General features: G+C 73.3%; 22 protein-coding genes and 2 tRNA genes. 10 read left to right on the top strand and 14 right to left on the bottom strand.

Translation table 11 applies throughout. From position 1 onward, the window contains the following. Positions 1–8: 8 nt before the first annotated feature. The gene (locus FLX08_RS05140) at positions 9–971 is read right to left on the bottom strand and encodes a TAXI family TRAP transporter solute-binding subunit (protein WP_208761267.1); all 963 of its coding nucleotides are present in this window, start codon (positions 969–971) and stop codon (positions 9–11) included. Further along, positions 968–2,899: a TRAP transporter permease gene (locus tag FLX08_RS05135; RefSeq protein WP_142617018.1), complete on the bottom strand. Its 1,932-nt coding sequence runs from the start codon at positions 2,897–2,899 to the stop codon at positions 968–970. Before FLX08_RS05135 ends, FLX08_RS05140 begins: the two co-directional genes overlap by 4 nt. Before the next feature lie 337 nt (positions 2,900–3,236). Between FLX08_RS05135 and FLX08_RS05130 the strand changes: the two genes are divergently transcribed. Next, on the top strand, positions 3,237–4,295 hold the full coding sequence (locus FLX08_RS05130; RefSeq protein WP_167530279.1) for a DNA-processing protein DprA: 1,059 nt from the start codon (positions 3,237–3,239) through the stop codon (positions 4,293–4,295). Here FLX08_RS05130 and FLX08_RS05125 read toward each other — a convergent pair. Genes FLX08_RS05125 through dusB form a run of 3 tightly spaced genes read right to left on the bottom strand, consistent with a single transcriptional unit; the run spans position 4,259 to position 7,550 of the window. After that, entirely contained in the window at positions 4,259–5,779 is a 1,521-nt protein-coding gene (locus FLX08_RS05125; protein WP_244312425.1) for a DUF6297 family protein, read from the bottom strand. The genes FLX08_RS05130 and FLX08_RS05125 overlap by 37 nt on opposite strands. Further along, positions 5,776–6,402 carry a heme ABC exporter ATP-binding protein CcmA gene (ccmA, locus tag FLX08_RS05120; RefSeq protein WP_142617016.1) on the bottom strand — a complete coding sequence of 209 codons (627 nt, stop codon included), beginning with the start codon at positions 6,400–6,402 and terminating at the stop codon, positions 5,776–5,778. Before ccmA ends, FLX08_RS05125 begins: the two co-directional genes overlap by 4 nt. 35 nt (positions 6,403–6,437) lie before the next feature. Further along, positions 6,438–7,550: a tRNA dihydrouridine synthase DusB gene (gene dusB / locus FLX08_RS05115; RefSeq protein WP_244312424.1), complete on the bottom strand. Its 1,113-nt coding sequence runs from the start codon at positions 7,548–7,550 to the stop codon at positions 6,438–6,440. Between the two features lie 87 nt (positions 7,551–7,637). Here dusB and FLX08_RS05110 point away from each other — a divergent pair, with 87 nt between their 5' ends. The 4 genes from FLX08_RS05110 (at position 7,638) to FLX08_RS05095 (ending at position 9,686) form a co-directional block, all read left to right on the top strand. Continuing rightward, positions 7,638–8,315: an ACT domain-containing protein gene (locus tag FLX08_RS05110; protein WP_142617015.1), complete on the top strand. Its 678-nt coding sequence runs from the start codon at positions 7,638–7,640 to the stop codon at positions 8,313–8,315. A 104-nt stretch (positions 8,316–8,419) separates the two neighbouring features. Next, positions 8,420–8,491, top strand: a tRNA-Gly gene (locus tag FLX08_RS05105). A 30-nt stretch (positions 8,492–8,521) separates the two neighbouring features. Further along, positions 8,522–8,592 (top strand) — tRNA-Cys (locus FLX08_RS05100). Positions 8,593–8,942: 350 nt separating this feature from the next. Then, entirely contained in the window at positions 8,943–9,686 is a 744-nt protein-coding gene (locus FLX08_RS05095) for a hypothetical protein (RefSeq protein ID WP_244312423.1), read from the top strand. 96 nt (positions 9,687–9,782) lie between these two features. Here FLX08_RS05095 and FLX08_RS05090 read toward each other — a convergent pair whose 3' ends face one another. The 5 genes from FLX08_RS05090 to FLX08_RS05075 form a co-directional block, all read right to left on the bottom strand. Continuing rightward, positions 9,783–10,544, bottom strand: coding sequence for a phosphatase PAP2 family protein (locus FLX08_RS05090; RefSeq protein WP_167530278.1), 762 nt, complete (start codon positions 10,542–10,544; stop codon positions 9,783–9,785). A 10-nt stretch (positions 10,545–10,554) separates the two neighbouring features. Next, entirely contained in the window at positions 10,555–11,301 is a 747-nt protein-coding gene (locus FLX08_RS05085) for a phosphatase PAP2 family protein (protein ID WP_142617013.1), read from the bottom strand. Next, positions 11,298–11,474 carry a hypothetical protein gene (locus tag FLX08_RS40410; protein WP_167530277.1) on the bottom strand — a complete coding sequence of 59 codons (177 nt, stop codon included), beginning with the start codon at positions 11,472–11,474 and terminating at the stop codon, positions 11,298–11,300. Before FLX08_RS40410 ends, FLX08_RS05085 begins: the two co-directional genes overlap by 4 nt. Positions 11,475–11,747: 273 nt before the next feature. After that, on the bottom strand, positions 11,748–12,470 hold the full coding sequence (locus FLX08_RS05080) for a hypothetical protein (RefSeq protein ID WP_142617012.1): 723 nt from the start codon (positions 12,468–12,470) through the stop codon (positions 11,748–11,750). Between the two features lie 179 nt (positions 12,471–12,649). Further along, positions 12,650–13,198 (bottom strand): TetR/AcrR family transcriptional regulator, encoded by a 549-nt coding sequence (locus FLX08_RS05075; protein ID WP_142617011.1) that lies wholly within the window; start codon positions 13,196–13,198, stop codon positions 12,650–12,652. An 86-nt stretch (positions 13,199–13,284) separates the two neighbouring features. Between FLX08_RS05075 and FLX08_RS05070 the strand changes: the two genes are divergently transcribed. Further along, a complete protein-coding gene (locus FLX08_RS05070; protein ID WP_142617010.1) occupies positions 13,285–14,205 on the top strand; it encodes a TIGR03564 family F420-dependent LLM class oxidoreductase in 921 nt (306 codons plus the stop codon). Here the strand turns inward: FLX08_RS05070 and FLX08_RS05065 are convergent. Continuing rightward, positions 14,199–14,591 carry a VOC family protein gene (locus FLX08_RS05065; protein WP_142617009.1) on the bottom strand — a complete coding sequence of 131 codons (393 nt, stop codon included), beginning with the start codon at positions 14,589–14,591 and terminating at the stop codon, positions 14,199–14,201. The two genes, FLX08_RS05070 and FLX08_RS05065, sit on opposite strands and share 7 nt — an antisense overlap. A gap of 51 nt (positions 14,592–14,642) precedes the next feature. Here FLX08_RS05065 and FLX08_RS05060 point away from each other — a divergent pair, with 51 nt between their 5' ends. Beyond that, the gene (locus FLX08_RS05060; protein WP_208761266.1) at positions 14,643–15,101 is read left to right on the top strand and encodes a MarR family winged helix-turn-helix transcriptional regulator; all 459 of its coding nucleotides are present in this window, start codon (positions 14,643–14,645) and stop codon (positions 15,099–15,101) included. 31 nt (positions 15,102–15,132) lie between these two features. Here FLX08_RS05060 and pgeF read toward each other — a convergent pair whose 3' ends face one another. Next, on the bottom strand, positions 15,133–15,822 hold the full coding sequence (pgeF, locus tag FLX08_RS05055; protein WP_142617100.1) for a peptidoglycan editing factor PgeF: 690 nt from the start codon (positions 15,820–15,822) through the stop codon (positions 15,133–15,135). 59 nt (positions 15,823–15,881) lie between these two features. Between pgeF and FLX08_RS05050 the strand changes: the two genes are divergently transcribed. Continuing rightward, positions 15,882–16,931, top strand: coding sequence for a zinc-dependent alcohol dehydrogenase family protein (locus FLX08_RS05050; protein WP_142617008.1), 1,050 nt, complete (start codon positions 15,882–15,884; stop codon positions 16,929–16,931). Here FLX08_RS05050 and glgA read toward each other — a convergent pair. Next, positions 16,909–18,099 (bottom strand): glycogen synthase, encoded by a 1,191-nt coding sequence (gene glgA / locus FLX08_RS05045; protein ID WP_142617007.1) that lies wholly within the window; start codon positions 18,097–18,099, stop codon positions 16,909–16,911. The two genes, FLX08_RS05050 and glgA, sit on opposite strands and share 23 nt — an antisense overlap. On the opposite strand from glgA, the gene glgC reads away from it, so the two are divergent. After that, a complete protein-coding gene (gene glgC / locus FLX08_RS05040; protein ID WP_280117085.1) occupies positions 18,037–19,410 on the top strand; it encodes a glucose-1-phosphate adenylyltransferase in 1,374 nt (457 codons plus the stop codon). The two genes, glgA and glgC, sit on opposite strands and share 63 nt — an antisense overlap. Before the next feature lie 25 nt (positions 19,411–19,435). Further along, positions 19,436–20,308 (top strand): phosphotransferase, encoded by an 873-nt coding sequence (locus tag FLX08_RS05035; protein WP_142617006.1) that lies wholly within the window; start codon positions 19,436–19,438, stop codon positions 20,306–20,308. On the opposite strand, the gene FLX08_RS05030 is transcribed toward FLX08_RS05035, so the two are convergent. Beyond that, entirely contained in the window at positions 20,305–25,659 is a 5,355-nt protein-coding gene (locus FLX08_RS05030) for a non-ribosomal peptide synthetase/MFS transporter (protein ID WP_142617005.1), read from the bottom strand. The genes FLX08_RS05035 and FLX08_RS05030 overlap by 4 nt on opposite strands. Between the last annotated feature and the right edge of the window lie 188 nt (positions 25,660–25,847).

The raw sequence follows: 25,847 nt of genomic DNA, 5'->3' as shown, positions 1-25,847 counted from the left end.
GGGCCCGGTCAGCCGTAGAACTTCCGGGCGCCCTCGTGGAGCGGCACGGGGTCGGTCTTCGGCGCGTCGGCCAGGGTGATCTCCTTGGCCGACGCGTGCACCTTCTCCAGGTCGGCCTTGTGGTCGAAGAGCAGCCGGGTGAGGTCCTCCGCGAGCTTGGCGTCCATCGCGGTGTTCACCACGAGGAGGTTCGGCACGACGATGGTCGGCACGTCGGACGCGGTGCCGTACGCCGCCTTGGGGAGCACGCCCGCCGCGTAGACGGGGCCGTGCGCGGCCTGCACGGCGGGCAGCACGTCGTCCAGCGGCACGAAGGTCACCTCGTCGCCCATGCTCGTCACCAGGTCGGTGATGCCCGAAGTGGGCAGCCCGCCCGACCACACGAGCGCGTCGAGGGTGCCGTCCTTGATCCCCTGCACGGTCTCCGGCAGCGACAGCGCCTGACGTTTCACGTCCTTGTCGGGATCGAGCCCGGCGGCGGCGAGCAGCCGCTGCGCGATCACCTCCGTTCCCGAGTTGGGCGAGCCCGTGGACACGCGCCTGCCGCGCAGTCCGGCGACGGAGGTGATCCCGGCGTCGGCCCGCGCGATCACGTGCGTGTAGTTGGCGTACAGCCGGGCGAGCGCGCGGATCGGCTGCGGCGAGGTGAAGGCGCCGGTGCCCTTGACCGCGTCGGCCGCCGTGTCCGCGAGCGTGAAGGCGACGTCGGACTGCCCCCTGACCACCCGCTGGATGTTCTCGACCGAGGCGCCGGTGGCCTCCGCGGTCGCCCGGTGGCCCGGCAGGTGCTTGTCGATCAGCTCGGCGAGCCCGCCGCCCAGCACGTAGTAGACGCCGGTGGTGTTGCCGGTGGCGATCGACAGACGGGTCCCGCCGCCCGTGCCGCCGTTCGCGGCCGACCGGTCGCCGCCGCAACCGGCGGCCAGCAGTGCAGTGGTGACGGCCAGCGCCGTCACAAGCCTGAACCTCACGGAAGGGCCTCCCTGTGTCTGCGGACGAAGTGGACGGCGAGCGCCAGGGCCGCGACGCCCAGCCCGGCCAGCACGGGCCAGGGCGACAGGACGAGCAGCAGGACCGCCGCGAGCGCGCACAAACCCCTCTCGGCCGGACCGGCGGGGCCGATGATCCAGCCTCCGGTGGCCGCCGCGAGGACGGCCACGGCCAGCGCGGACACGGCCGCGGCGAGCAGGACCTCGCCGATCGGGCCCTGGGCCAGCAGGCCGGCGCCGGACGGCGTGAGCACGAAAGCGAACGGCACGAGGAACGCCGGAAGCGTGTACTTCCAGGTGGCCCACATCGTGCGGTGCGCGTTGCCGCCCGTGATCGCCGAGGCGGCGAAGGCCGACAGCGCGGTCGGCGGGCTCACCTCGGACAGCACGGCGTAATAGAAGATGAACATGTACGCCTCGGCCGGGGTGACGCCGAGGTTCAGCAGCGCGGGGCCGATGATCACGGCGGCGATGACGAACGACGCCGTGACCGGCACGGCCAGCCCGAGCAGAAGCACGGCCAGCGCGCAGGCCACGGCGGTGGCCGCCAGGTTCCCCCCGGACAGGCCGACGATCAGCGATCCGGCCTTGAGCCCGAGCCCGGTGAGCGTGACCACGCCGACGATCGTGCCCGCCGCCGCGCAGGTGACCGCGACGGGCAGCACGCCGGTGGCGCCCGCCGCCAGGGCCCGTACGGCACGGCGCGGGGTGAGCCGGTGCTCCCGGTCGAGGAACGAGAGCGCGAAGGCCAGCAGCGTGGCGTACACGACCGCGCGGAACGGCGACTGGCCGAAGGCCATCAGGATGATGATCACGAACAGCGAGCTGAAGTGGTAGCCGAAGCGCCTGATCAACGGCCAGGGGCCGCCCGTGTCCACCGGCACCGCCCGCGTGCCGTACCTGCGGGCGTCCATCTCGATCGCGAGGAAGACGCCCAGGTAGTAGAGGACGGTCGGGATCGTGGCGTAGACGAGCACGGTCAGGTAGCTCACGCGCAGGTATTCGGCGATGATGAACGCCGCCGCGCCCAGCGTGGGAGGGGAGAGGATCGCGCCGATGCCGGCCGCCGCGAGCACTCCCCCGGCCTGCTCGCGCGGATAGCCGGCCCTGCGCAGGATGGGCCAGGCCACGCTGCCCACGCTCACCGTCGTCGCCACGCCGGAGCCGCTCACCGTGCCGAGCAGGAACCCCGCGAGCGTGACCGTGCGCCCCGGCGCGGAGCGCGAGCGGCGGAACGCGGCGAAGGAGACGTCGACGAAGAACCGTCCCGCCCCGGAGACGTCGAGCACCGCGCCATAGATCGTGAACAGGATGATGTAGGTCGCCGCGACGTCGAGGGGCACGCCGTACACGCCCTCGGTGCCCATCGTGAAGGCCGCCACGATCCGGTCCAGGTCGTAGCCCCGGTGTCCGAGCGCCCAGTCGGCGGGCAGGTAGCCGCCGTAGTAGGCGTACGCGAAGAAGACCACGCACACGACGGGGAGGATCCACCCCACGGTCCGCCGGCACGCCTCGAAGAGCAGCAGCGTGAGCAGCGCGCCCGCCGCCACGTCGAGCGCCGTCGGCGCGTACGCCCGGCGGATGAGGTCGTCGAAGACGACGATCGGATACAGGCAGACGGCCAGGGACAACGCGGCGAGCACCCAGTCGATGGCGCCCGGGCGGTCTCTGCCCCCGCGCCGCGCCTTGTAGCAGACGAAGGCCAGCGGCAGCACCACCGCCAGGAACGCCATCCGGTAGGGCAGGACCGCCCCCGGCCGGAAGGTCTGGTAGAGCGCGTAGAGCGACAGGGCCAGCGCGACGATCGTCACGAGCGCCGCCGTGCGGCCGGACAGGCGCCGGGCGGGACGCTCCGCGTCGAACTCGGCGACGAGGTCCTCCGCCGACGTCTCGGCCCGGGTCTCGGTCACGCCCCTCCCCTGCGGTGCGGCAACGCCTTGACGGCAAGGTACGCCGAAGTTGACTTCGCGTAGTCATCATCGAGATCACAGTCGGGTCACAGTCCGTAGTCCCACTCCTACGCGCAGGCCGGGCCGTTCGAAGCGGGTCGCGCACTCCTGCCCGGCCGTCCGCAGAGGCGGGCTCCGGCTGTCAAAGCCCGATCGGGCATGGCCCGTTCGCGGGAACGCCAAGCGCCGCGGCGCCGGGCTCGGCACGATGGCCACCGCACCACCACGATCCCCGTCCGCGAATGTCGGTGCCGGAGCGTACGTTCTCGCCGGAAGCACATCCGAGTTGGTGATGAGCATGACCACGATCCAGGAGCAGGCGGGCGTCCTCGCCCTCACCAGGGCCACGCACGGCGCGCCCTGGTTCCACACCGCACGCGTCATCCTCGACGCCGGCAGCGCGCTGAAGCTGCTCGACGGCGCGTGCGCGAGCCGGGACGAGGACGACCGGGCGCACGCCGCCGCCCTCGCCGCCCGCGTCGGGCCCGCCGACCTCGCGTGGGGGCGTGAGCTCATCGCCGCCATGCGAGCCGAGGGGGTCCACCTCGTCACCGTGCTCGACGCCGTCTACCCCGGCAACCTGCTCTGGGCGTACGACCGGCCGCCGTTCCTCTGGGTGCGCGGCGGGTTCCGGCCCGGAGACCATCGGGCCGTCACCGTGATCGCCGGCCACGCCGCCGGCCACGCCACCGCCGCGGCGCGGGCCCTAGCCGAGGCCGGGCTGGTCGTCGTCGCCCCCCTCCGCACCCCCGTGGACGCCGCCGTCCACCGGGCCGCGCTGGCCGCCGGCGGGCGGACCGTGTGCGTCCCCGAGGGCGGCGTCGGCGACCTGGCAGCCCTCGGGGAGTACGCCAGTGTGGCCGAGCGGATAGCCGAGCGCGGCGCGGTCGTCTCCTCCTGCTGGCCCGGCACCGCTCCCGGCGGCCGCGCCGCGGACCGCGCGCGCGTCGTGACCTGCGGACTGGCCGACTGCCTGTACGTCGTGGACGGCGCCGACGGCGGCCCTTCCTCCCGGCACGTCGCGGAGGCGCTGCACACCGGCAAGCATGTGTTCGTGTCACAGCGGCTCCACCAGGAACAGCCGTGGGCGCGGCGAGCGGGCGCGCGGGGAGGCATGACTGTGCGCCAGGGCGGTCGTGGCCCTCGTGATCGCCAGGTTGGTGAACCCGGCGTCGAGCGACCCCTACAGCGCCGGGATCTGGCAGGAGTCGGGCGACCGGCCGTTCCGCTTCGACCGCTGCTGCGTCTGCGACCGCGGCGGGGACCACCCGGCGGCGTGGCAGCCGGTGCGGCGGGCCCGGGGATGATCCGGGCCCGCGTTCACGGGCGGTTGCCGCTGCCCGTCCGCAGGATGTAGGCGGCGAGCACCGCGGCCCCGGCGACGGCCTGGACCGCGAGGTACGGCGCTACCGAGGCGGGTCGCGACGCCAGGGCGGCCAGCGTGGGCAGCGACCCGACCAGCGCGAGGTCAACGCCGGTCAACGCCCAGAACAGCGGTCCCGTCGGCACCGCGCCGCCCGGGGTGTCGATGACCGGCATGGAGTGGTCGACGGGCCGTCGCCGGGCCATCCGCAGCGCGCCCGCGGCGAGCGCGGGGGCGACCGCAGGACCGAACGCCCACCAGGCCCCCGGCGGCAGCGCGCCCACGGCCTGGAGCACCGCCAGGGCGAGCGCCGACCAGGCGGCGGCCAGCAGCGCGGGCAGCACCGCCCGTGCGGCCATCACGGCCCTGCCGTCCACGGCCAGCATCCGGGCCAGGGCCGGGTCGCCGCCGTCGCGCCGGACCCCTGCGGTGCACATCGCGGCCGCGGTCAGCGCCCCGCACAGCAGCAGCCCGGCGGCCGGTCCGAGCCCGCCGCCGGTGGCGCTCGCACAGACGGCGGGCAGGGCCGCGGCGCCCATCAGCGCCGCCAGGCGGCCCGGCCGCCTGCCCACCCGCAGCCACTCCTGCCAGGCCAGCGCGGACGCCGGGCCGAGCCGCGACACGAGGCGGGGCCAGGGACGCGAGCGCAGTGCACGGCCGCGCCAGTGGGCGTCCTCCGCGACCCAGGTGAGCATCCCGGGATCCAGGGTGGTCGCCGCCGAGGTCACCCGCGCCGTCCTGGTCGAGGAGGCCAGGATCCGGCGGGCGGGGATGCGGTCGAGCGCCGCCCAGGCCTGCCGTACGAGAAAGGCGGCCACGACGGAGGCGACGCCGGCGACCGCCGCGCCCAGGGACGCGGGCGCCTCGGCGACGGCGGCGAGCACCCGGCGGGTGGGCCCCGCGCCGAGCACGGCCGCGAGCACGGCCACGGAAAGAGCCCCGCCGATCAGGAGCTGCAGCCGGACGTCCGCCGCCGGGGACTGCTGGCCGAGCACCGCCGTGGCCATGCCGCCCACGCCCGCCGCGGCGCCGAGCACCAGCGCCGCCGCGAGACGCACCCCGAGTTGGCCGGGGGCTCCGAACATCCACAGCGCGGTCAGCCCGAGCGCCGCCCCGGCGAGCACCGCCGCCGCCAGCAGGAGCAGCGCCGTACGGCCGAGCACGGCCCGGCGGGGCAGCGGCGACGTCACCAGCCACGACGCGTCGGCGGCGGGCAGCACGACGGGCCCGAGCGCCCGGGCCAGGGCGAGGAAGCCCGCGTAGGCCGCGGCGACCAGCGCGAGCCCGGGGCCGAGCCGCGCGGGATCGGCCCGATGGGCCAGCCCCGCGAGCGCCTCCGCGACCGGATGGCCGAGCACCGCGGCGGCGACGAGCAGGACGAAGACGCTCGTGTAGCGGTCCGACCAGGACGCCGGCCGCCTCCGGCGGGCGCGGAGGTAGGCGAAAGCGGGATGTGTCCGCGCAGTCGCCGGGATCACGACGCCGCCCGCAGCGTGATCACACGGGCTCCCGCCTCCCGCGCCAGCAGCGCGTCATGGGTGGCCATCACGACCGTGCCGCCCTCGGCGGCGTAACCGCGCAGGATCCCCGCGAGGCGCTGCCTGAACCCGGCGTCCAGGCCGCGCTCCGGCTCGTCGAGCAGGAGCAGGCGGCTCGGCCGGAGCAGCGCCATCGCCAGCGACAGCCGCTGCCGCTGGCCGGTGGACAGCGACAACGGGGCGAGATCGGCCCGGGCGGTCAGCTCGAACGTCTCCAGCGCCTCGTCGACCGTCAGGCGGGCGTCCTGCTGGACGGCACTCATCAGCTCAAGGTGTTCGCGGACGCTCAGGCCCGGATACCAGGCGGGCTCGTCGCCGGCCTGCACGACCCGCCGCCAGAAGCCCGGGAGGTCCGCCGGCGGCCCGCCGAACACGTCGATCTCGCCGCGGGGCGAGGGATGCAGACCGGCCAGGCAGCGCAGGAGCGTCGACTTCCCGACGCCGTTCTCCCCCATGACCGCGACGATCTCCCCCGGAGCGGCGGTGAGATCGACGTCGCGCAGCACGGGCACACCGCCCAGGTCCAGCCCCACGCCACGGGCCGTGATGATCGCGTTCGCCATGCCCCCGAGCCTACGCGCGGGTGCCACAGGCGCGGTCAGCCGCCGGAGGTGGGGTCCTCGGCTCCGGCGCCGGGGATCGTCATGTCGTCGGGGTCGTCGAGCCAGCCGTGCGGCAGCGACACCTTCGACCGCTCGCCGCTCTTGCCGCGCGGGCCGTCGGCCTCCTCCGGCCACGGCTGGTCCGCGTCGAGCTCGGCCACCCGCTCGGCCATCTCCGGCAGCCGGGTGACCGAGGTGAGGGCACGGCGGGTCTCGGCTCCGACGACGAAGCCCTTGAGATACCAGCCGACGTGCTTGCGGAAGTCGGCCAGGCCGTGCGGCTCGCTGCCGATGACCTCGCACAGCAGCTCGGCGTGGCGCAGCATCATCGCGCCGACCTGTCCCAGGCTCGGCCGGACGCGCTCGGCCGAGCCCCGGAAGGCGAGGTCGAGGTCGCGGAACAGCCACGGCCGCCCCAGGCAGCCCCGGCCGATCACCACTCCGTCGCAGCCGGTCTCCGCGACCATGCGCAGCGCGTCGTCGGCGCTCCAGATGTCGCCGTTGCCGAGCACCGGGATCTCGGGCACCGCGTCCTTCAGCCGCTTGATCGCGTCCCAGTGCGCGGTGCCGCCGTAGTGCTGGCGGGCCGTACGGGCGTGCAGGGCGACGGCGGCGAGGCCCTCCTCGACGGCGATCCGGCCCGCTTCGACGTAGGTCAGGTGGTCCTCGTCGATGCCCATGCGCATCTTCATCGTGACCGGCAGCGGCCCGGCGCCGGTCACCGCCTCGCGCAGGATGGCGCGCAGCAGGTTGCGCTTGTACGGCAGGGCCGACCCGCCGCCCCTGCGGGTGACCTTGGGCACGGGGCAGCCGAAGTTCAGGTCGATGTGGTCGGCCAGGTCCTCCTCGGCGATCATCCGCGCGGCCTTGCCGATGACGGCCGGATCGACCCCGTAGAGCTGGATGCTGCGCGGGGACTCGTCCGAGCCGAACCGGATCATCTGGAACGTCAGCGGCACCCTCTCGACCAGGGCGCGCGAGGTGATCATCTCGGACACGAACAGGCCGCCGCCCTGCTCCCGGCATAACGTCCGGAAACCGATGTTCGTGATGCCCGCCATGGGAGCGAGCACCACCGGGGGCCAGACCTCGAGCGCGCCGACTTTCACCCGTTCATTCTCCCCGCTGCGGACTGTGAGACGTACAAGATCGTGGACGTGAGGGATTTGCCCCGGATAATCTGACCAGGACCATCGGTGGGGGAGGTCGTCATGCTGCTGCGGCTGAGAATCGCCTTGCCGGACCGTCCGGGCTCGCTGAGCCAGGTGACCGGGATCCTCGGGTCCGCGGGCGCCGACATCACGCAGGTGACGGTGCTCGACCGGGGCGACGGGCGCGCCCTCGACGATTTCACCGTCTACTGGCCCGACGCCGCCCCTCGCGAGGACCTCGTACGGGCCCTGGAAGGCGTGGACGAGGTCAGCATCGAGGGCATCTGGGGCACCAGGGAGGCGCCCGGCACCTATCCGGAGCTGGAGATCCTGAAGTTCCTCACCACGGCGGGCGACCGCGCGCTCGGCACGCTGATCGACTCCATGCCGGTGCTGTTCAGCGCCGACTGGGCGGCGGCGGCGACCGAGAAGGACCCGCGCATGACCGTGTACGCGAGCTGGCGGGCGCCCGAGGACATCCCGTTCCCGGAGGAGACCCCGCCCCGGCCGACGGCCGCCACGCTGCCGTCCGGCCTGCACGTGATCGTCGCGCCGCTGCCGCCGCTGGCGCTGTCGCTGATGCTCGCCAGGGCCGAGGGTCCGTACTTCCACCGCAACGAGGTGCACCGGCTCACGCGGATCCTGGAGATCTTCCTGACGCTGCCCGCGATCGAGCGGGGAGCCGACCGCGCGTTCCGCAAGCCGAGCGCCCGGCCGTTCTGAGTCGCGCACCACGGCGCCCTTCGGAGCCGGACACCGGAGCGCCGTTCCGAGTACACACCGCTGCCGAAAACCCGGTACAGTAGCCACGTCGCCGCAAGGCGGACGCGGAAGTGGCTCAGTGGTAGAGCATCACCTTGCCAAGGTGAGGGTCGCGGGTTCGAATCCCGTCTTCCGCTCCGAGAGGTCACGATTATGGGCCTCGCTCTGGTGGAGTGGCCGAGAGGCGAGGCAGCGGCCTGCAAAGCCGCGTACACGGGTTCAAATCCCGTCTCCACCTCTTCTTTTCTGTGCGGACGCCGCGGTGCGGTGCATCGGACGCCGTAACGCGGGGCGCGCTCGGCACACCGTGACTCGAGACATAAGCGGGCGGGGCATCGGCGACTGGTCTCCCGGTCCCGGCCGGCTCCCGGCTCGGTTCCACGACCCGGCGACCACGGGCCGGCGCTCTCCTCCCCTCCTTGTCTCCTCCTTGTCTCCGCCGTGTCACTGACGCGTCCCGGCATGCGATGGACAAGTCGCGGTAAGAGTTCTTCTCAACGTCCGAAGGCGGGCGCACACTGAAAGGGACACAACAGGCGATTCAGCGTGGAGTAGCTCGTGCACGGTCAGATGCCTCCAGCGATGCCCATGCTCTCTCGTGGAAAGCATCGCAATCCCAGCAAGGGCGCCTGCTTCATGGAGTTCGCGTCCTACCTCGCAGGCGAGCGGTGGAGCGACCATCCGTCGTGCACACACCCGCTGCTCGCCGGGCTCGCCCGCCTCGTCAACGACCACACCTCCGACGCCGCCCGGCCTCGCCTGGCCGAGCTGATCCCGTCGGTGATCGGCCTGACGGGCGACGATCCGCGCCTCGACGCGCGGATCGCCCTGTGCGCGGCCAGGGCCGCGCTGCCGGTCGTCGCACATGAGCGCCAGCTCGCGATGGCGGTCTCGATCCTGTCGGGCGAGCACGTGCTCGCCGAACTGGAGGGCCGCCCCGCCGGCTACCTGGACGAGCGCAGCAGGTATGCGCTGGCCCAGGTGCCGGAGGCCGCCCGCTGGGCCTACACCTTCGGGCGCGGCGTGCGGATCTCGCCCAAGGGCTTCCGCAGGTATGCGGCGCCCAACACGGTGCAGCTCGCGGTGCGGGGCATCGCGCAGGCGTGCGTGCCCGACCCCGATCCGCTGCTGCGCGACCTGCTGGCCGACGCGATCGACGACTGCTGGGCGCTGCTGCGTCCCGCCGCGGGAACCACCGCCGGATCCGACGCCGGATCGGGCGCCGGGCCGGATGCGGGAACCGCCGCGGAACCCGCGACGGCGACCGCCCCCAGCGTGGTCGATCCCGCGCGCTGGGCGGACGCCTGCCGCCTCACCGGCGTTTCGGCCTGACCACACGCGGCCACCGGCTCCCCGTCGAGCCGGTGGCCGCCCATGTGCCTGTGCCTTCTGTGGTGCGCTGTTCCTCCTGTGGCCGTACGAGCCGGGTCAGGTCAGCGCGGCCCCGCGTACGGCCCGCTTCTCCGGCGCGGCCCGCCGCGCCGTGATCGGCCGCAGCAGCAGGGCCTGGGCGAGCACGACCACGCAGAAGATCCCGAGCACGTAGCCCCAGCTCACGTCGGTCAGATGGTGCATGCCGCGATAGAGCCTGGCCAGGCCGACCGCCAGGGCCGCGCCCGCGCCGAGCAGCCACCACAGCGCGTTCAGGATCGTGTGGCGATGGGTGTGCAGGGTGAGCACGACCGCGGCGCCGCAGTAGAACGCCACGGCGGCACTGGTGTGCCCCGACGGATAACTGGACGTGGGCGGCGCCGGGTCGAGGTGCGGCACGTGCGGGCGGGCCCGCTGCGCGAACACGGTCGCCAGCAGGAAGATCGCCGACTGGGCGCAGACGGCGGCCACCAGGAAGACCGACTCCCTCCACCGCTTGTACGCGATCCGGAAGAGGATCGCCATGATCGCCGTGACCACGATGATCACCGGAGTGTCGGACAGCATCGAGGCGTAGTGGGTCACCTCGTTCCAGAACGGCGTGCGCTCCTGGGCGATCTCACGGCTGACCGCCTCGTCCTGCGCGACGAGCGTCGAGTGCTCCATGACCTTCGTGAGCAGCAGGCCGAGCCCGAGGGTCACCAGGGCCATGAGCGCGAGCGGCAGCAGGATCCGCCGCGCGGCCTCCGCGGCCGCTGCTCGTCGGCCGGGCGTCGAGGATGTCCGGGCGCTCCGGGCCGTGCCACGACTACCGTCCAATTCGTCCTCCTTAGGGGGAGATCGCCCTCTTCGTCTCGGGCCCGACGCCCTCGCGTAACGGCCGGGCCGGCCGGCGGCCCGCATCGCGGCGGCGCCAGGTCTCGAAGGCGGCGGCCGTGGTGGCCACCACGGCCACGCCGAACAGCAGCCCGCCCACCACGTCGCTGACCCAGTGCACGCCGAGCGCGATGCGGCTGAAGCCGACCGCCAGCGGAATCAGCACGGCGAGCGTCCAGGCGAGCACCCGGCCGCGCTTCCGTACGAGGGGCAGGACGAGCAGCAGCAGGATCCCGGCACCGAGCACGGCGTTGACCGTGTGTCCCGAGGGGAACGACGCGCCGGGGGCGACGGCGACGGGATCGGGCAAGCTGGGCCGGGCCCGCGCGACGACCACCTTCAGAGCGAGACCGAGCAGGCCGCCGACCGTGATCGTGGTGGCCGCCCACAGGGCGAGGTGGTAGGCGCGGCGCCAGACCAGCCAGGCGACCGCGACGCCGACCGCGATCCGCCAGGTCAGCGGCGCGAAGACGTCGCTGATCAGGTGCATCAGCCGGGCGAAGCCCGGGTTGTCGATCGCGTAGGCGTGCAGGCGCCACGCCACGCCGCGGTCGAGCTCGGTGAGCGGGCCGAAGGCGGTCTTGACGAAGACCAGCAGCACCGTGAACGGCACTGCGATCAGCGCCAGCGCCGCCGTCGCCACCGTCAGCCGCAGGCCCAGCGCGCGCTCGGGGCCGAGCCGCCCGCGCCACCCGTTCATCGGCCGCTCCCGGCCGGCCGCCGCTCCCGCGCCGAGGCCGGGGCGGGGCCGGAGCCGGCGGACTCGCCGCCGTGCCGACCGCCACACCGCCGGATGGCGGCGTGCGCGCCGTCGGCCGGCAGGTCGTGGTCGCTCCTGCTCCTGGTCTCCGGCACCGGGGTCGCGGTTCCCATGTCAGTCCTCACGTGATCAGGAAGTGAGGACCGCCGGAGGCCGGGTCGCGGGCGGGCCTCCGGCGGTCCCCGCAGGCCCACCGACTACCCCGATCACGATGCTTGGAACGCCAGGCCTCTCAAAAGCTCCGCTGACCTCCGTTGGGGACTCCCCGTGACATGCCGGAGGACCGGCCCGACCGGACCGGTCCTCCGTGCTGTCGTCAGTGCCGTCGTCTGCCGTGTGGTCGTCTGCCGTGCGGCGTCGTCGGTGCCCTCGTCCCGTGGCGTCCGTCACAGGACGGCGCAGCCGACGCGTACGGGAACGCGGGGCGACCAGCGGCCGGACACGACGTCCTGGGCCTGCGCGTAGGCGTTGGCCGCCTTGCCGCCCCCGGAGCAGTCGAACACGCCGGTCTTCTTGCCGAAGCTGCCGCCGGCGTAGCCGCTGTGCGCGCTCGCGTTCACCGTGCCGCTCCAGTAGAGCCTGCCGGTGTTGTAACGGATGTAGAGCCTGACCTTGCCGAAGTTGTAGTGGTCGCCGTTGAGCTTGAGGCGCGGGATGTCGTCGACCGAGGTGCGGGTGGCGGTGCCGTCGCCGTTGTCGACGGGCGCCACGGTGTAACGGCTGATCCACAGCCGGGCCGAGACCCTGCGGTCGGCGGCCTTGGCGTTGTCGGCCTTGGCCTGCGCGCGGACGGCGGGGGTGACGCACACGTCGTCGCCGGTGAACGCCTCGCGCCAGACGTACCCGTTCACGCAGGTGTGCGGGCCGAACGGGCCGGAGGTCCAGCGGGAGGCCTTTGCGGCGTTGTCGGCCTTGGTCTGCGTGCGGGTCGCGGGCGTCACGCAGACGACGTCGCCGGTGCGGGCCTCACGCCAGACGTAGCCCTCCAGGCAGGTGCTGGGGCCGAAGTCGCCACCGGCGGAGGCCGGGCCGGCCATGAGCGTGACGGGGGCGGTGACGGCCAGACCGGAGATCGTGGCGGCGGCCAGACCGAGCAGGGTGCGCTTCATGACAGTCTCCTGTGCTGCTGCGGGGGTGAGGGTGCTGGTCGGCGGTCCCGGTCCGGCCGTCGCCGCCGGGTCCGTGCACCTCAGTGATAGGCCCGCCCGCCTGCACATCCCTTGCCGCAGGCTTTCCGCAACCGCCGCAAGCCGCCGGCAAGAGCCCCCGCCGTCTGTGGCGTCTGTCGTCAGGTCCGGACCCCGCGCGAGGCCGCCCGCGTGCGGAGTCCGTCGAGGATGACGATGGTGAGCGCGTCGTCGGGCCGGGCACCGGGACGGCACACGGCGACGCTGAGCAGCCCGACGACCTGGCGCGGTGTGATGTCGTCGCGGACGGCACCCTCCCGCTGGGCTCCCTCGGCCAGGTCTTCGAGCATGGCGTCGAGGCCGCGGACGAGCGGACCCAGCTCCGGATGGGCCTCGGCGCCGTCCGACAGCGACTTGGTCAGGGCCAGTGGCAGGTCGGCACCGCGCCGGACGCACGCCAGCAGCGCGTCCCACCGGCTCCCCGGGCGGGCGGCATGGTCCCGAGCCGCATCCAGCAGGGTCCGCAACGCGCCGGCCGCGATCTCCTCCAGCAGCGCCCGCCGGTCCGGGAAGTGGCGGTAGAGCGTGCCCACCCCGAGGCCGGCCGCCTGCGCGATCTCCTCCATCGAGACCTCCGGGCCCCTGGCGGTGAACAGGCCGGCGGCCGCGTCCACGATGAGCGCGCGGTTGCGCCGGGCGTCGGCTCGCACAGGTCTCTCCCAACCGGAATCCGAGGTTCAGCTTATTGTAGGGTGCGCACCTGGAAGCGGAATTTCCGATTCACCTTGGAGGCGCGATGCGACTCGGAGTGCTCGCCGGAGGCAACGGCCTGGGCCTGGACGAGCTGATCGGGCAGGTGCGCGAGGCGGCCGGGGCCGGCCTCGACAGCGCCTACTTCAGTCAGGTCCTGTCGTGGGACGCCGTCCAGCTCGCCGCCCTCGCCGCCCGCGAGGTGCCCGGGATCGCCGTCGGCACGGCGGTGACCCAGACCTACCCGAGACATCCACTGGCGCTCGCCGGGCAGGCGCTCACCGCCCAGGCCGCCAGCGGCAACCGCTTCACGCTCGGCATCGGGCCGAGCCACGGGCCGCTCGTCGAGACACACTTCGGCCTGTCGTACGACCGGCCGGCACGGCACGTCCGCGAATACCTGTCCGCTCTGGTGCCGCTGCTGCGGGGCGAGCAGGTCGACTACCACGGGGAGACGCTGACCGCGGCGGGGCGGGTCGTGGTGCCCGGCGCCGAGCCGCCGCCGGTCCTGCTGGCCGCCCTCGGGCCGGTCATGCTGCGGATGGCCGGCGAACTCGCCGACGGCGCGGTGACCGTCTGGACCGGCCCGGAGACGATCGCCGGCCATGTGACACCGGCGGTCACCCGCGCCGCCGCGGCCGCCGGACGGCCGCGGCCACACGTCGTCGCCAGTGTGATCATGAGTGTGACCGCCGGCCCCGAGGGCGTACGGCGCCGGGTCGCGGAGTCCCTCGGACCCGCAGGCAACCTGCCCAGCTACCGGGCGATCCTGGACCGCCAGGGCAAGTCGGGGGTGGAGGAGACGGTCGTGGCCGGGGACGAGCCGGCGGTCGAGCGCGCCGTGCGGGCCTATGCGGAGGCGGGCGTGACCGAACTCGTGGTGAGCCTCTTCGGAGACCCGCGCGAGCGCGCACGAACCCTCGGCCTCCTGGGCGCGCTGCGCGGGCCGCGTGGCGATGCTCAGTAGGACTGGAGCTCCAGCAGGTTGCCGTCGGGGTCGCGCAGGTGGGCGGTGCGGCAGGTCGGCCCCCATTCGGGCCGGGGGCTCGGCGGCGCCACGATCCGGCCGCCGTTGGCGGCCCCCACGGCGGCGGCCTGGTCGACGTCGCTCACGGTCAGGACCAGCATCGTGCCGTCATGGCCGCGGTCGAGGTCCACGCCGATGACCTTGGCGAGCATCTCGCGGTCGAGCAGGGCCAGCACCCCCTCGTCGTCCCGGTCCCAGTTGACGTACGGCCCCGTCTCCGCGCCCTTGGCGAGGTGCACGCCCGCGACCGCGGTGAGCAGGCCGTCGTAGAAGCGGAAGCACTCGGCGAATCGGGAGGCGAGCACGCGAGGGTAGAGAGCGTCCATGAAAAATTCCTTGGTAGGTACCAACGATAGGATGTGCCCTATCCTGCTCCGGTGAGCGACGTGCCGCAACTTCCCCCGTCCCTGCTCGGGATCACCGCGTTCCTGCTCTCGAAGGTGGGCATCGCCGGACGGCGCCGCATGGGCGACCGGCTCCGCGCGCACGGCATCGGCCTGTGGGACATGGCCGTGCTGGCCGCGCTGCGCGACTTCGGCCCGGCGTCCCAGCGCGAGCTCGGCGCCCGGCTGGGCATCGACCCCAGCGACCTCGTGGCGGTGATGGACACGCTCGTGCCGCTCGGTCTCGTGGATCGCGAGCGCGACCCCGATGACCGGCGGCGTTACCGGGTGGCCTTGAGCCCCGAGGGCCGGGCCACGCTGGATGCGGCCCTGCGCGAGGCCGGAGAGGTGCGCGACGACCTGCTGGCCGCGCTGGACGAGGACGAGCGGGCGACCCTGCACGCGCTGCTCAGGAAGGCGTACGCCGGGCTGGAGCCACGGGCACAGGCCTGAGACGCCCCCCCGCGGCCGTCGCGAAGCGGGCTCAGGCGCCGGTGAGCCAGACGTAGCCGGCGAAGCGCCCGGTGCGCTGCTCACGGCGGTAGGAGTAGAGGTCGGCCGTCTCGATCGTGCAGCGGTCGTCGTGCCGGACGTCGGCGACCCCGGCCCGGGCGAGCTGGGCCGCGATCCCGGCCCGGATGTCGAGCGCGGGCGTGCCCTGCCGGGTCCGCGATCGGGTCTCGGGCACCCGGGCGGCGACGCGCTCGCACAGGTCTTCCGGCACCTCGTAGCACAGGCCGCAGGCCGACGGCCCGATCACGGCCGTCATCCGCTCCGGCCGGGCGCCCCGCGCGGCCATCGCCTCGACCAGGGCGGGCACCACGCCCGCCTCGGTGCCCGGCCGCCCGGAGTGTGCGCCGCCGACCAGGCCGGCCACCGGATCGGCCACCAGCACGGGCGCGCAGTCGGCGACCAGGACCGCCAGGCCGAGCCCGGGAAGGTCGGTGAACACCCCGTCGAGCGCGGGCGGTTCCTCCCCGAACGGCTCCTCCACGTAGGCGACGTCGGTCCCGTGGACCTGGCGCATGTAGACCACGCGGTCGAGCCCGAACTCCGCGGCCGTCTTCGCCCGGTTCCCGGCGACCGCCGCCGGGTCGTCCCCCACCGCCCCGCCGAGGTTGCGCGTGCCGTACGGTTCGGTGCTCATACCGCCGTGCCGGTCGGTGAAGGCCATCCGCACCCGATCGATCGCAATCACCCGATTAGCGTACGGCCTGGGAAAGGAGCGTGGACATGCGCGCGGTTGTGTACGAGGAGTTCGGCGGGCGGGCCGAGGTGCGCGAGGTGGCGGACCCGGTGGCGCCGCCGGACGGCGTCGTGATCAGGGTCGAGGCGACCGGGGCGTGCCGCAGCGACTGGCACGGGTGGATGGGCCACGACGCGGACATCGCCGTGCTTCCCCACGTGCCGGGGCACGAGCTGGCGGGTGTGGTCGACTCGGCCGGCCCGGGGGTGCGCGACTGGCGGCCGGGCGACCGGGTGATGGTGCCGTTCATCTGCGCCTGCGGGAGCTGCCGCGAGTGCACGACCGGCAACCAGCAGGTGTGCGAGCGCCAGACGCAGCCCGGCTTCACCCATTGGGGGTCGTTCGCCGAGCTGGTGGCGATCGACCACGCCGACGTGAACCTCGTGCGGCTGCCGGACGGCATGGCGTTCACGACGGCGGCGAGCCTGGGCTGCCGCTTCGCCACCGCGTTCCGCGCGGTCGTCGAGCAGGGGCGGGTGCGGGCGGGCCAGTGGCTCGCCGTGCACGGCTGCGGCGGGGTCGGCCTGTCGGCCGTGATGATCGGCGCCGCCGTGGGGGCGCGGGTCGTCGCGGTGGACGTGTCGCCCGGCGCGCTCGACCTGGCCCGGCGGTTCGGCGCGGCCGAGTGCGTCCTGGCGGGCGAGGGCGACGGTCCCGAGGAGACCGGCGCGCGGGTCAGGGCGGCCACCGGGGGCGGCGGCGCCGACGTCTCCGTCGACGCGCTTGGCGCCCCCGCCACCTGCGCCGCGTCGATCGGCGGCCTGCGCAGGCGGGGCCGCCACGTGCAGGTGGGCCTGCTGCCCGGGGAGACGTCCCTGCCGATGGGCCGGGTCATCGCGCACGAGCTGGAGATCGTGGGTAGCCACGGCATGGCCGCGCACGCCTATCCCCCGATGCTGGAGCTGATCGCGGCGGGCGTGCTCCACCCCGATCTGCTGGTCACCCGCACCGTCGGCCTGGACGACGCGCCGGACGCGCTGACCCGGCCGGGCGCGCATCCGGGCGTCACCATGATCATCCCGAGCTCGGCCGGGTGAGCGACGCGTAGAGCTCGTGGGTGCGCTCGGCGATCCGCCGCCAGGAGAAGTGCTCGATGGCGCGCACGCGCCCGGCCTCGCCCATCGCGGCGGCCAGGCGCGGATCGCCGAGCACCGCGTCGACCCGCTCGGCCAGCGCCGCGGCGAACGCCTCCGGGTCGTGCGGCTCGCCGTCCGCGCCCTGGTCGATCGGGACGAGCAGGCCCGTCTCACCGTCGGCGACGACCTCGGGGATCCCTCCGGTCGCGGTCGCCACGACGGCGGTCTCGCACGCCATCGCCTCCAGGTTCACGATGCCCATCGGCTCGTACACCGACGGGCACACGAACACGGTGGCGTGCGTGAGGATCTGGATCACCTCGGGCCTGGGCAGCATCTCGGAGATCCACACCACGCCCTTGCGGGAGGCCGACAGCTCGCGCACGAGCGCCGTGACCTCCTCGGCGATCTCCGGCGTGTCGGGCGCGCCCGCGCACAGCACGAGCTGCGCCGCCGGGTCGAACGACCGGGCCGCGTGCAGCAGGTGTACCAGGCCCTTCTGCCGGGTGATCCGCCCCACGAAGACGACGTACGGCACGGCCGGGTCGATGCCGTGCTTCACCAGGGCCTCCGTGCCCCGGGACGGCGCGTACTCCTCGGTGTCGATGCCGTTGTGGATCACCCGCACCCGATCGGGCGATATTTCGGGATATGCCGTTAGCACGTCCCGGCGCATGCCCTCGGAGACCGCGATGATCGCGTCGGCCGCGTGGAGCGCGGTCCGCTCCGCCCACGACGAGAGCGTGTAGCCGCCGCCGAGCTGCTCGGCCTTCCACGGGCGCAGCGGCTCCAGGCTGTGCGTGGTCATCACGTGCGGCACGCCGTACAGCAACTTGGCGACGTGCCCGGCGAAGTTGGCATACCAGGTGTGGCTGTGCACGACGTCCGCGCCCTCGCACCCGGCCGCCATCTCGACGTCGACCCCGAGCACCTGGAGGGCGGCGTTCGCGCCGGACAGTCCCCCGGGGACGGGGTAGGCCCGCACGCCGGGCTCCTCGCGCGGCGCGCCGAAGCAGCGGACGCGCACGTCGGCCAGCCCGCGAAGCTCCCGCGCGAGGTATTCGACATGGACTCCGGCGCCGCCGTACACCTCGGGCGGATACTCGCGGCTCAGCAGATCGACACGCATACGAGTGAGCTTAGAGTCCCGATCCGCGCTGTTTGCCGGTGTAACTGGTGTTTGTTAGCCATTTCGCGGGTTAAGGTCCTGCCTATGAAGGTCCTGGCGATCGTGCTCGCGGGTGGAGAGGGCAAGCGGCTCATGCCGCTGACCGCGGACCGGGCCAAGCCCGCCGTGCCCTTCGGCGGCATCTACCGGCTCATCGACTTCGTGCTGTCGAATCTGGCGAACGCGCACTACTGGCAGATCGTGGTGCTGACGCAGTACAAGAACCACAGCCTGGACCGGCACATCTCCCGGACGTGGCGGCTGTCGTCGATGCTCGGCAACTACGTGACCCCCGTGCCGGCGCAGCAGCGGCTCGGGCCGCGCTGGTTCGCCGGATCGGCCGACGCGCTGTTCCAGAACCTGAACCTGATCTACGACGAGATGCCCGATCACGTGATCGTCTTCGGCGCGGACCACATCTATCGGATGGATCCCCGTCAGATGGTCGACCAGCACATCGACTCGGGCGCGGACGTGACCGTCGCCGCGATCCGTCAGCCCCTCGAACTGGCCGACCAGTTCGGGGTCATCGAGGCCGACCCCTCCGGCCGCCGGATCGTCGCGTTCCGCGAGAAGCCGAAGGACGCCGTCGGCCTGCCCGACGCGCCCGACCAGATCTTCGCCTCGATGGGCAACTACGTCTTCAAGACCCAGGCCCTCATCGAGGCCCTGCGCGAGGACGCCCTCGACCCCAGCAGCAGGCACGACCTCGGCGGCGACATCATCCCGATGTTCGTCAAGAGCGGCGGCGCCGAGGTGTACGACTTCGCGGACAACGTGGTGCCCGGCTCGACCCAGCGCGACCGCGGCTACTGGCGCGACGTGGGGACGCTCGACGCCTACTACGAGGCCAACATGGACCTCATCTCGGTGCAGCCGGTCTTCAACCTCTACAACGACCGGTGGCCGATCTACACCGGCAACGATCCGCTGCCGCCGGCGAAGTTCGTGCACAACGAGGGCGACCGGGTGGGGCACGCGCTGGAGTCGCTCGTGTCGCCCGGGGTGATCGTGTCGGGCGGCACTGCGGTGCGCTCGATCCTGTCCCCCGGCGTGGTGCTGCACTCCCACTCGCACGTCGAGGACTCGGTGCTGATGGGCTCGGTCAAGATCGGCAGGGGTGCGATCGTCCGCAAGGCCATCATCGACAAGAACGTGGTCATCCCCGACGGCGCCCGGATCGGCTTCGACCTCGAGTATGACCGCCAGCGCTTCGCGGTGACCCGCAGCGGTGTGGTCGTGATCGGGAAGAACGAGATCGTCGACCGCTGAGCCCCGAGCGGGGCAGAATGCGGGGATGGATCTCGATATCGGCGTGGTCTGTGATGCGTTCGGCCTCGGCCTGGCGGTGACCCGCGGACTGCGGGTGGCCGGCTACTACCACAACGAGGTGTGGCGGCTCGACACGATCACCGGCGCGTACGCCGTGAAGCGGCTGCCGCCGTCGGCCGCGCCCGCCGTGGAGATCGAGGTCGCGGCCTGGCGGGCGGGCGTCCCCGTGCCCGAGCCGGTCCCGTCGCCCGCGACAGGGGCGTACGTCGTCCCGATCGGGGACGGCTCGGTCCGGGTGCATCGCTGGCTCGACGGGAAGGCGCCCGCCCTCGGCGATCTCAGCGCCGAGCTGTCGGCCGCGATGGGCGAGCTGGTGGCCGCCGTCCACGCGGCCGGTCGTGCCGGCGCTCCTCAGGAACCACCGCGGGCGGACCTCTCCGGCCCCGCCGGCCACCCCGCCGGCCACCCGGCCGGGGATCCGGCGTGGGGGCTGTCCGGCCTCGAAGCCGCGACCGCGCGACCGGCCGGTGTGGGCACCCTGACCATGTCGCACGGCGACCTGCACCCGAAGAACGCCCTGCTCCGGTTCGACGGCAGCCTGGCGATCATCGACTGGGACACCGCCGGTCCGTACGTCGCGGAGCAGGAGGCCGCGGGCGTGGCCCTCGACTGGGCGGCCCGCCTCGACGGGAGCGTCGATTTCGACCGGTTCGACGCCGCCGTGAGCGGCTATCGCAAAGCCGGCGGCGACATCCCGGCGGAGCCCTGGGTCTTCGGCGGCTGGGTGCGCGGCTATCTGGCCTTCCTCGGCGGAGCCGGGCGAGACGAGCCCACCGGCACGCTCGCCCGGCTCCGCTGGGTCGAGGCCAACCTCGGCGCGCTGACCCGGCGCCTCTAGTTCGAGGCGGCGCGACTCCGGATGGCCTCGACGCCGACGAGGTCGTCGGGCAGCGCGTCCGGCATCTCGGTGTCGAGGCGGGCAAGCCGCCTCACCCGCAGGGCGCCGGCCGCCACGAGGATCATGCCCAGCGCGCACACCAGATAGAGGAAGGCGATCCCACGGCCGGGGCCCACCCCGATCAGGGCGCCCACGGTCGAGGCGAGCGCCCCACCCGGGGCCAGCAGCGGGTCGAACAGCGCGGTGCCGAGCGGGGCGACCAGGCCGATGCCGATGGGGAGCGTCGACCAGGCGACCAACGTGTTGAGCGCGAAGACCCGCCCGTGGAACCGCGCGGGCACCTTGATCTGCACGATCGTGACGTAGATGCCGTTCATCAGCGTGAGGAAGTAGGACAGCGCGAACGCCCCGACGCCGACCACGACGAGCGAGGGGGCGAGGCCGGTGACGACGGCGCCCGCCGCGATGGCCACGGCGAAGGCCAGCACACCGCGGAACCGCCCGCGGCGCGGGCCGCCCCACAGCGACATGGTCAGCCCGCCGAGCAGGACGCCGAGCCCCGACACCAGCGAGATCACGCTGACGTCCTTGAGCGTGGCGAAGGAGAGCACCAGCGGCGAGACCAGCAGGAGCAGCGGCGACAGGAACACGTTGAGCACGGCGAAGAACACCAGCGTCGAGCGCAGGCCCCGGTCGTGCCACGTGTACGTGAAGCCCTTGGCGATCTCCGTGCTCAGCGGCTCGCGCGGCCGCCAGGGCAGCGTGTCGGGGAAGCGGACCAGCAGCACCGTGACGATGGCGAACGCGTAACTCGCCACGTCGATCGCCACGATGCCGCCGAGCCCGATCCAGGCCAGCAGCCCTGCCGCGACGAGGGGGACGACGAGCTGCGCGACGCCGTTGGTCATCTGGGTGACGCCGATGGCATGGCCGAGATAGTGCTTCGGGACGAGCTGCGGCACCGCCGACTGGTAGGCCAGCCGCTGGAAGCTCGTCGCCGTCGACAGGGCGACGATCAGCAGATAGATCTGCCAGATCCGGATGTCGCCGAAGAGGAGCAGCAGGGCCAGCACGCCCTGGATCCCGGCCGAGGCGCAGTCGGCCCACAGCATCACGCGCCGCCGGTCGGCCCGGTCGACGATCGCCCCGGCCAGCGGGGAGATCAGCAGCCCGGCCAGGTTGAGCACGGCCAGCGTGGAGAACTGCCCGATCGAACCGGAGTCCATGAGGACGGTCAGCGGCAGGGCCCACCCGGTGAGGGCTGAGCCGATCATCGAGAGCTGCTGCCCGGCGGACATCGTGAGGAAGCGGCCCATGCTGGGCCGCACGCCCTGCTTGTCGGACCCGGGCGTGCCGGAGCCGTGCTCGTCGGACCCGTGCTCGTCGGGCCCGTGCGACACCGCGTGCACCCACCACGAGGGGTCGCCCGAGCGGTCGGAGACCTCCATGTGGGTGTGGGTGCGCAGGGCGGCGGCCAGTTCCTCCGCCCGGTAGCGCAGGAAGTAGTGGCCGCCCTCGTCAAGGACGACGAGCGCCGTGACGTCGGTGAGGAAGCCCCACTCGCGGTAGCGCTCGGTGTAGAACTCGGTGGCGGGGTCGCGCTCGCCGACCACCGAGATGATCGGCGCACGTAACCGTGGCCGGTCCGGCGCGTCGAACAGCCCGGTGAAGTATTTCTCCGCGGCCTTCGAGTCGTGGCGCATCGTGCGGATGATGCGGTCGGCCACGCCGGGATCGAGCTCCTCAAGGTCCACCCCGCGGGCCTTGAGGCGGTTGATGTCGGTCTGACTGCTGCGAAGGCGGTCGAACTCCCCGATTCTCGACAGTGCCCGCATGACCCCGCGCGGCCGGGCGAACGGGAAGATCGCCCCGACGTAGACGGCGTCCACCGCACGGCCCGCCGCCTCGACCCGGGTGGCCAGCTCGACCGCGAGCGCGGCGCCGACCCCGCAGTGGCCGTAGATCACCAGGGGACCGTCGATGGCGAGGATCTCCTCCGTGGCGCGGGCGGCCAGCTCGTCGAACGCCATCGGCTCCTCGTCCAGGCCCACGTCGTGGCCCGGGATCGCGAGCGCGTACAGCGCCTGGTCTGCCGGCAGGGCGTCGGCCAGCGGCTGGTAGACCACGGCGCTGCCCGACCCGTACGGCACGCACACGTAGGTGACGCTCGCCGTACGCGCCGGGGTGAGCCGCTGGAGCAGCGGGCGCGGGCGGTCCTCGCCGGATCCGGCGTAGGCCGCCAGCTCGCGCACGGTCCGGTAGGTGAAGACGTCCACCAGCCCGACCTGCGCCGATCCGGCGGGCAGCGCCCTGCGGAGCTTCGCGACGACCTGGACGGCGAGCAGCGAGTGGCCGCCGAGATCGAAGAAGTCGTCGTCGGCCCCGATCCGCTCGGCCGCCAGCACCTCGGCCCAGACGGCCGCGACGGCCCGCTCGGTCTCGGTCTCCGGCTCGGCGTACGGCACGTCGGCCTGCGCCTGCGGCACGGGCAGGGCGGCCCGGTCGAGCTTGCCGTTCGGCGTGAGCGGAAGGGCGTCGAGCACCACGAACATCGACGGCAGCATGTATTCCGGCAGCGTGCCCCTGATCGCCGCGCGCACCTGGGCCGGCTCGGGCACGTCGTCGCCCGTGAGGTAGGCGACCAGCCGGGGGTCGCCGGGCACGTCCTCGCGTACGATCACCGCGGCGTCCCGCACCCCGGCCTTCTCGCGGAGCACGGCCTCGATCTCGCCGAGCTCGATGCGCAGGCCGCGCAGCTTGACCTGGCCGTCGAGGCGGCCCAGGAACTCGATCGTGCCGTCCGGCAGCCGGCGGGCCGCGTCGCCGGTGCGATAGCGGCCTCCGGCGAACCGCTCGGCGGTCAGCTCCGGGCGGGCGTGGTAGCCGAGCGCGACGCCCACGCCGCCGATGTACAGCTCGCCGGGCACCCCCACGGGCACGGGCTCGCCGTGGCGGTCGAGCACGTGCAGCGTGATGTTCTGGATGGGCGAGCCGATCGGCACCCGCACCCGGCCCGCCAGCGCGGGCAGCGTGCACTGCCAGGCGGAGACGTCGACGGCCGCCTCGGTAGGGCCGTACAGGTTGTGCAGCTCGGCCGGGAGGGTGCGCAGGCAGCGCTCGGCCAGGTCGACGGGCAGCTCCTCCCCGCTGCACACGATGACGCGCGGCGAGGTGCAGGTCTCCACGCCCTCTTCGGAGAGGAACGCGCCGAGCATGGACGGCACGAAGTGCAGGACGGTCACCCGCTCGGCGTTGATCAGGTCACGCAGGTAGGCCGGGTCGCGGTGGCCTCCGGGCTCGGCCAGCACGAGCCGCGCGCCGGTGAGCAGCGGCCAGAAGAACTCCCACACCGAGACGTCGAACCCGGCCGGGGTCTTCTGCAAAACCACGTCGGCATCGGTGAGCCGGAAGCGTTTCTGCATCCAGTCGAGCCGGTTGACGATGCCGCGGTGGCTGTTGGGCACGCCCTTCGGCCGGCCGGTGGAGCCGGAGGTGTAGATCATGTAGGCGGCCGTGCCGGGCCCGCCCCTCGCCTCGGGCGGGGTCGCCGGCAGCCCGTCCCACACGGCGTCCAGGTCGAGCGGCAGGATGACGGCGCCGCCGGTGGCCAGCCGCTCCGCCAGGTCCTGCTGGGTCAGCACGACCGGCGCGCCCGAGTCCGCCAGCATGAACGCCAGCCGGTCGGCCGGATAACCGGGGTCGAGCGGCACGTACGCCGCGCCGGTCTTGAGCACGCCGAGCAGTGCCGCGACCAGGTCGAGCGAGCGTTCGGCGCAGACCGCGACCAGGCCGCCCGGCTGCACGCCGAGCCCTGCGAGGCGGTGCGCGATCCGGTTGGCCCGCTCGTCGAGCTGCCGGTAGGTCCACGACCGCCCGGCGAAGGTCACCGCGACGGCCTCGGGCGTGCGGGCGGCCTGCTCCTCGATCAGGCCGTGCAGGGTGGCCGTGTCCGGGTAGTCCGCGCCGGTCGCGTTCCAGCCGGCGATCAGGGCGTCGTCGCCCGTCAGCGGCAGCCGGCTGATCGGGACGTGCGGGTCGCGCACGATCGCCCGCAGCAGGTCTTCGAGCTGCCCGGCCATCCGGGCGACGGTGTCCTCGCGGAACAGCTCGGGCCGATAGGTGAACGCGCAGTTCAGGCCTCCGTCGTCGGTGGGCACGACGTACAGCTCCACGTCGTGCCTGGCCGACGCGGGGGCCAGCGGGAAAACCTCGATGCCGTCGCCGGGGGAGAACTCGTTCATCGAGCAGATCGTGTCGATCAGGGGCGGCCTGCTGGTGTCCCGCGGCACGCCGAGGGCCTCGACGAGCTGGGCGAAGGGGAGCTCCTCGTGATCGAGCGCGGCGAGGACCGTGCTCCTCGTGCGGGCGAGCAGCTCGGCGAACGTCGGCTCGCCGTCCAGCCGGGCCCGGATCGCCAGCACGTTGACGAACATGCCCACGACGTCCTCGAACTCGGGTCTGCTCCGCCCGGCCACCGGCACACCGACGGCGAAGTCGTCCTGGCCGGTCAGCCGGGAGAGCAGGACGTGATAGGCGGCCAGCAGGGTCATGAACGTGCTCGCGCCGTGGTCGCGGCTCAGCGCGGCGACGCCGTCCATCAGGTCCGGCGGGAGGGAGCGCACGTGGGTCGCGCCGTCGAGTGTCTGCAGCGCCGGGCGGGGCCGGTCCGTGAGGAGTTCGAGGCGCGGCAGCCCGGCCAGCTCCCCGCGCCAGTAGTCCAGCTCGCGGCCCACGGACCGCTCACGCTGCCACACGGCGACGTCGCCGAAGCGTACGGCGGGCTCGGGCGGCTCCTCACCGTGCCAGAGCGCGAGCAGGTCGCGCATGAGCAGGTGCAGCGACTGCCCGTCGGCCACGATGTGGTGCACCAGCAGGGCGACGATGTGCTCGTCCTCGGCCTTGCTGACGACGACGCACTTGAGCAGCGGGCCCCGGGCGAGGTCCAGCGGGATGGCGGTCTCGGCGCCGATGAGCGCGATCGCCTCGTCGTCCGTGGCCGCGGTGGTGCGGTTCAGCGGCACCTCCGCCGTGTCCACGACGTGGACGGCGGGCGTGCCCTCCTCGGTCGCCGGGAACCGCTGGCGCAGGCCCTCGTGCCGGCGCGGCAGCTCGGCGAGCGCGCGGGCCAGCCGGTCCTCGTCCAGCGGCTCACGCAAACGCACGGCGAGCACGAGGGTGTAGGTGGTGGTGCCCGGCGTGAACTGCTCCATGAACCACAGCGGCTCCTGGGCCGGGGACATCGGGGGTTCGACGCCCTCCGGGCGGCGGGGAATGGAGTCGCGTGCGGAGCGGGCCCGCAATCTGCGTCGGAGCAGTTCTCGCTTGGCGTCTGACAGGTCAGCCACAGACATGTGACACGGCCCTTCGATGGCGTACAGGCGGACAGTCACGCACGCAGTGAAACGATCTCGTTTCGGCGTTCAATCACATAGGCCATATTTGGTGATCTGGACGTTATCCGTCACTGTACGTTGGCGGCACCGCGTCCGGGCGTAGCCGACGATGGTCCGTCTGGTGTCCGGGGATGACCGGCGGTCGC

This window comes from Microbispora hainanensis (assembly GCF_006874475.1).
Classification (GTDB): Bacteria; Actinomycetota; Actinomycetes; order Streptosporangiales; family Streptosporangiaceae; genus Microbispora; species Microbispora hainanensis.
The sequence above is the reverse complement of the archived record's forward strand: the minus strand, read 5'-3'. Positions and strand labels throughout refer to the sequence as shown.

Excerpts from the sequence above, each read along its gene's own strand:
- FLX08_RS05130 (WP_167530279.1), top strand. The coding sequence starts at position 3,237 with ATGACCACGATCCAGGAGCAGGCGGGCGTCCTCGCCCTCACCAGGGCC.
- ccmA (WP_142617016.1), bottom strand. The coding sequence starts at position 6,402 with ATGGCGAACGCGATCATCACGGCCCGTGGCGTGGGGCTGGACCTGGGC.
- FLX08_RS05095 (WP_244312423.1), top strand. The coding sequence starts at position 8,943 with ATGCTCTCTCGTGGAAAGCATCGCAATCCCAGCAAGGGCGCCTGCTTC.
- FLX08_RS05085 (WP_142617013.1), bottom strand. The coding sequence starts at position 11,301 with ATGAACGGGTGGCGCGGGCGGCTCGGCCCCGAGCGCGCGCTGGGCCTG.
- FLX08_RS40410 (WP_167530277.1), bottom strand. The coding sequence starts at position 11,474 with ATGGGAACCGCGACCCCGGTGCCGGAGACCAGGAGCAGGAGCGACCAC.
- FLX08_RS05080 (WP_142617012.1), bottom strand. The coding sequence starts at position 12,470 with ATGAAGCGCACCCTGCTCGGTCTGGCCGCCGCCACGATCTCCGGTCTG.
- FLX08_RS05070 (WP_142617010.1), top strand. The coding sequence starts at position 13,285 with ATGCGACTCGGAGTGCTCGCCGGAGGCAACGGCCTGGGCCTGGACGAG.
- FLX08_RS05065 (WP_142617009.1), bottom strand. The coding sequence starts at position 14,591 with ATGGACGCTCTCTACCCTCGCGTGCTCGCCTCCCGATTCGCCGAGTGC.
- pgeF (WP_142617100.1), bottom strand. The coding sequence starts at position 15,822 with ATGGCCTTCACCGACCGGCACGGCGGTATGAGCACCGAACCGTACGGC.
- FLX08_RS05050 (WP_142617008.1), top strand. The coding sequence starts at position 15,882 with ATGCGCGCGGTTGTGTACGAGGAGTTCGGCGGGCGGGCCGAGGTGCGC.
- glgC (WP_280117085.1), top strand. The coding sequence starts at position 18,037 with ATGGACTCCGGCGCCGCCGTACACCTCGGGCGGATACTCGCGGCTCAG.
- glgA (WP_142617007.1), bottom strand. The coding sequence starts at position 18,099 with ATGCGTGTCGATCTGCTGAGCCGCGAGTATCCGCCCGAGGTGTACGGC.
- FLX08_RS05035 (WP_142617006.1), top strand. The coding sequence starts at position 19,436 with ATGGATCTCGATATCGGCGTGGTCTGTGATGCGTTCGGCCTCGGCCTG.
- FLX08_RS05030 (WP_142617005.1), bottom strand. The coding sequence starts at position 25,659 with ATGTCTGTGGCTGACCTGTCAGACGCCAAGCGAGAACTGCTCCGACGC.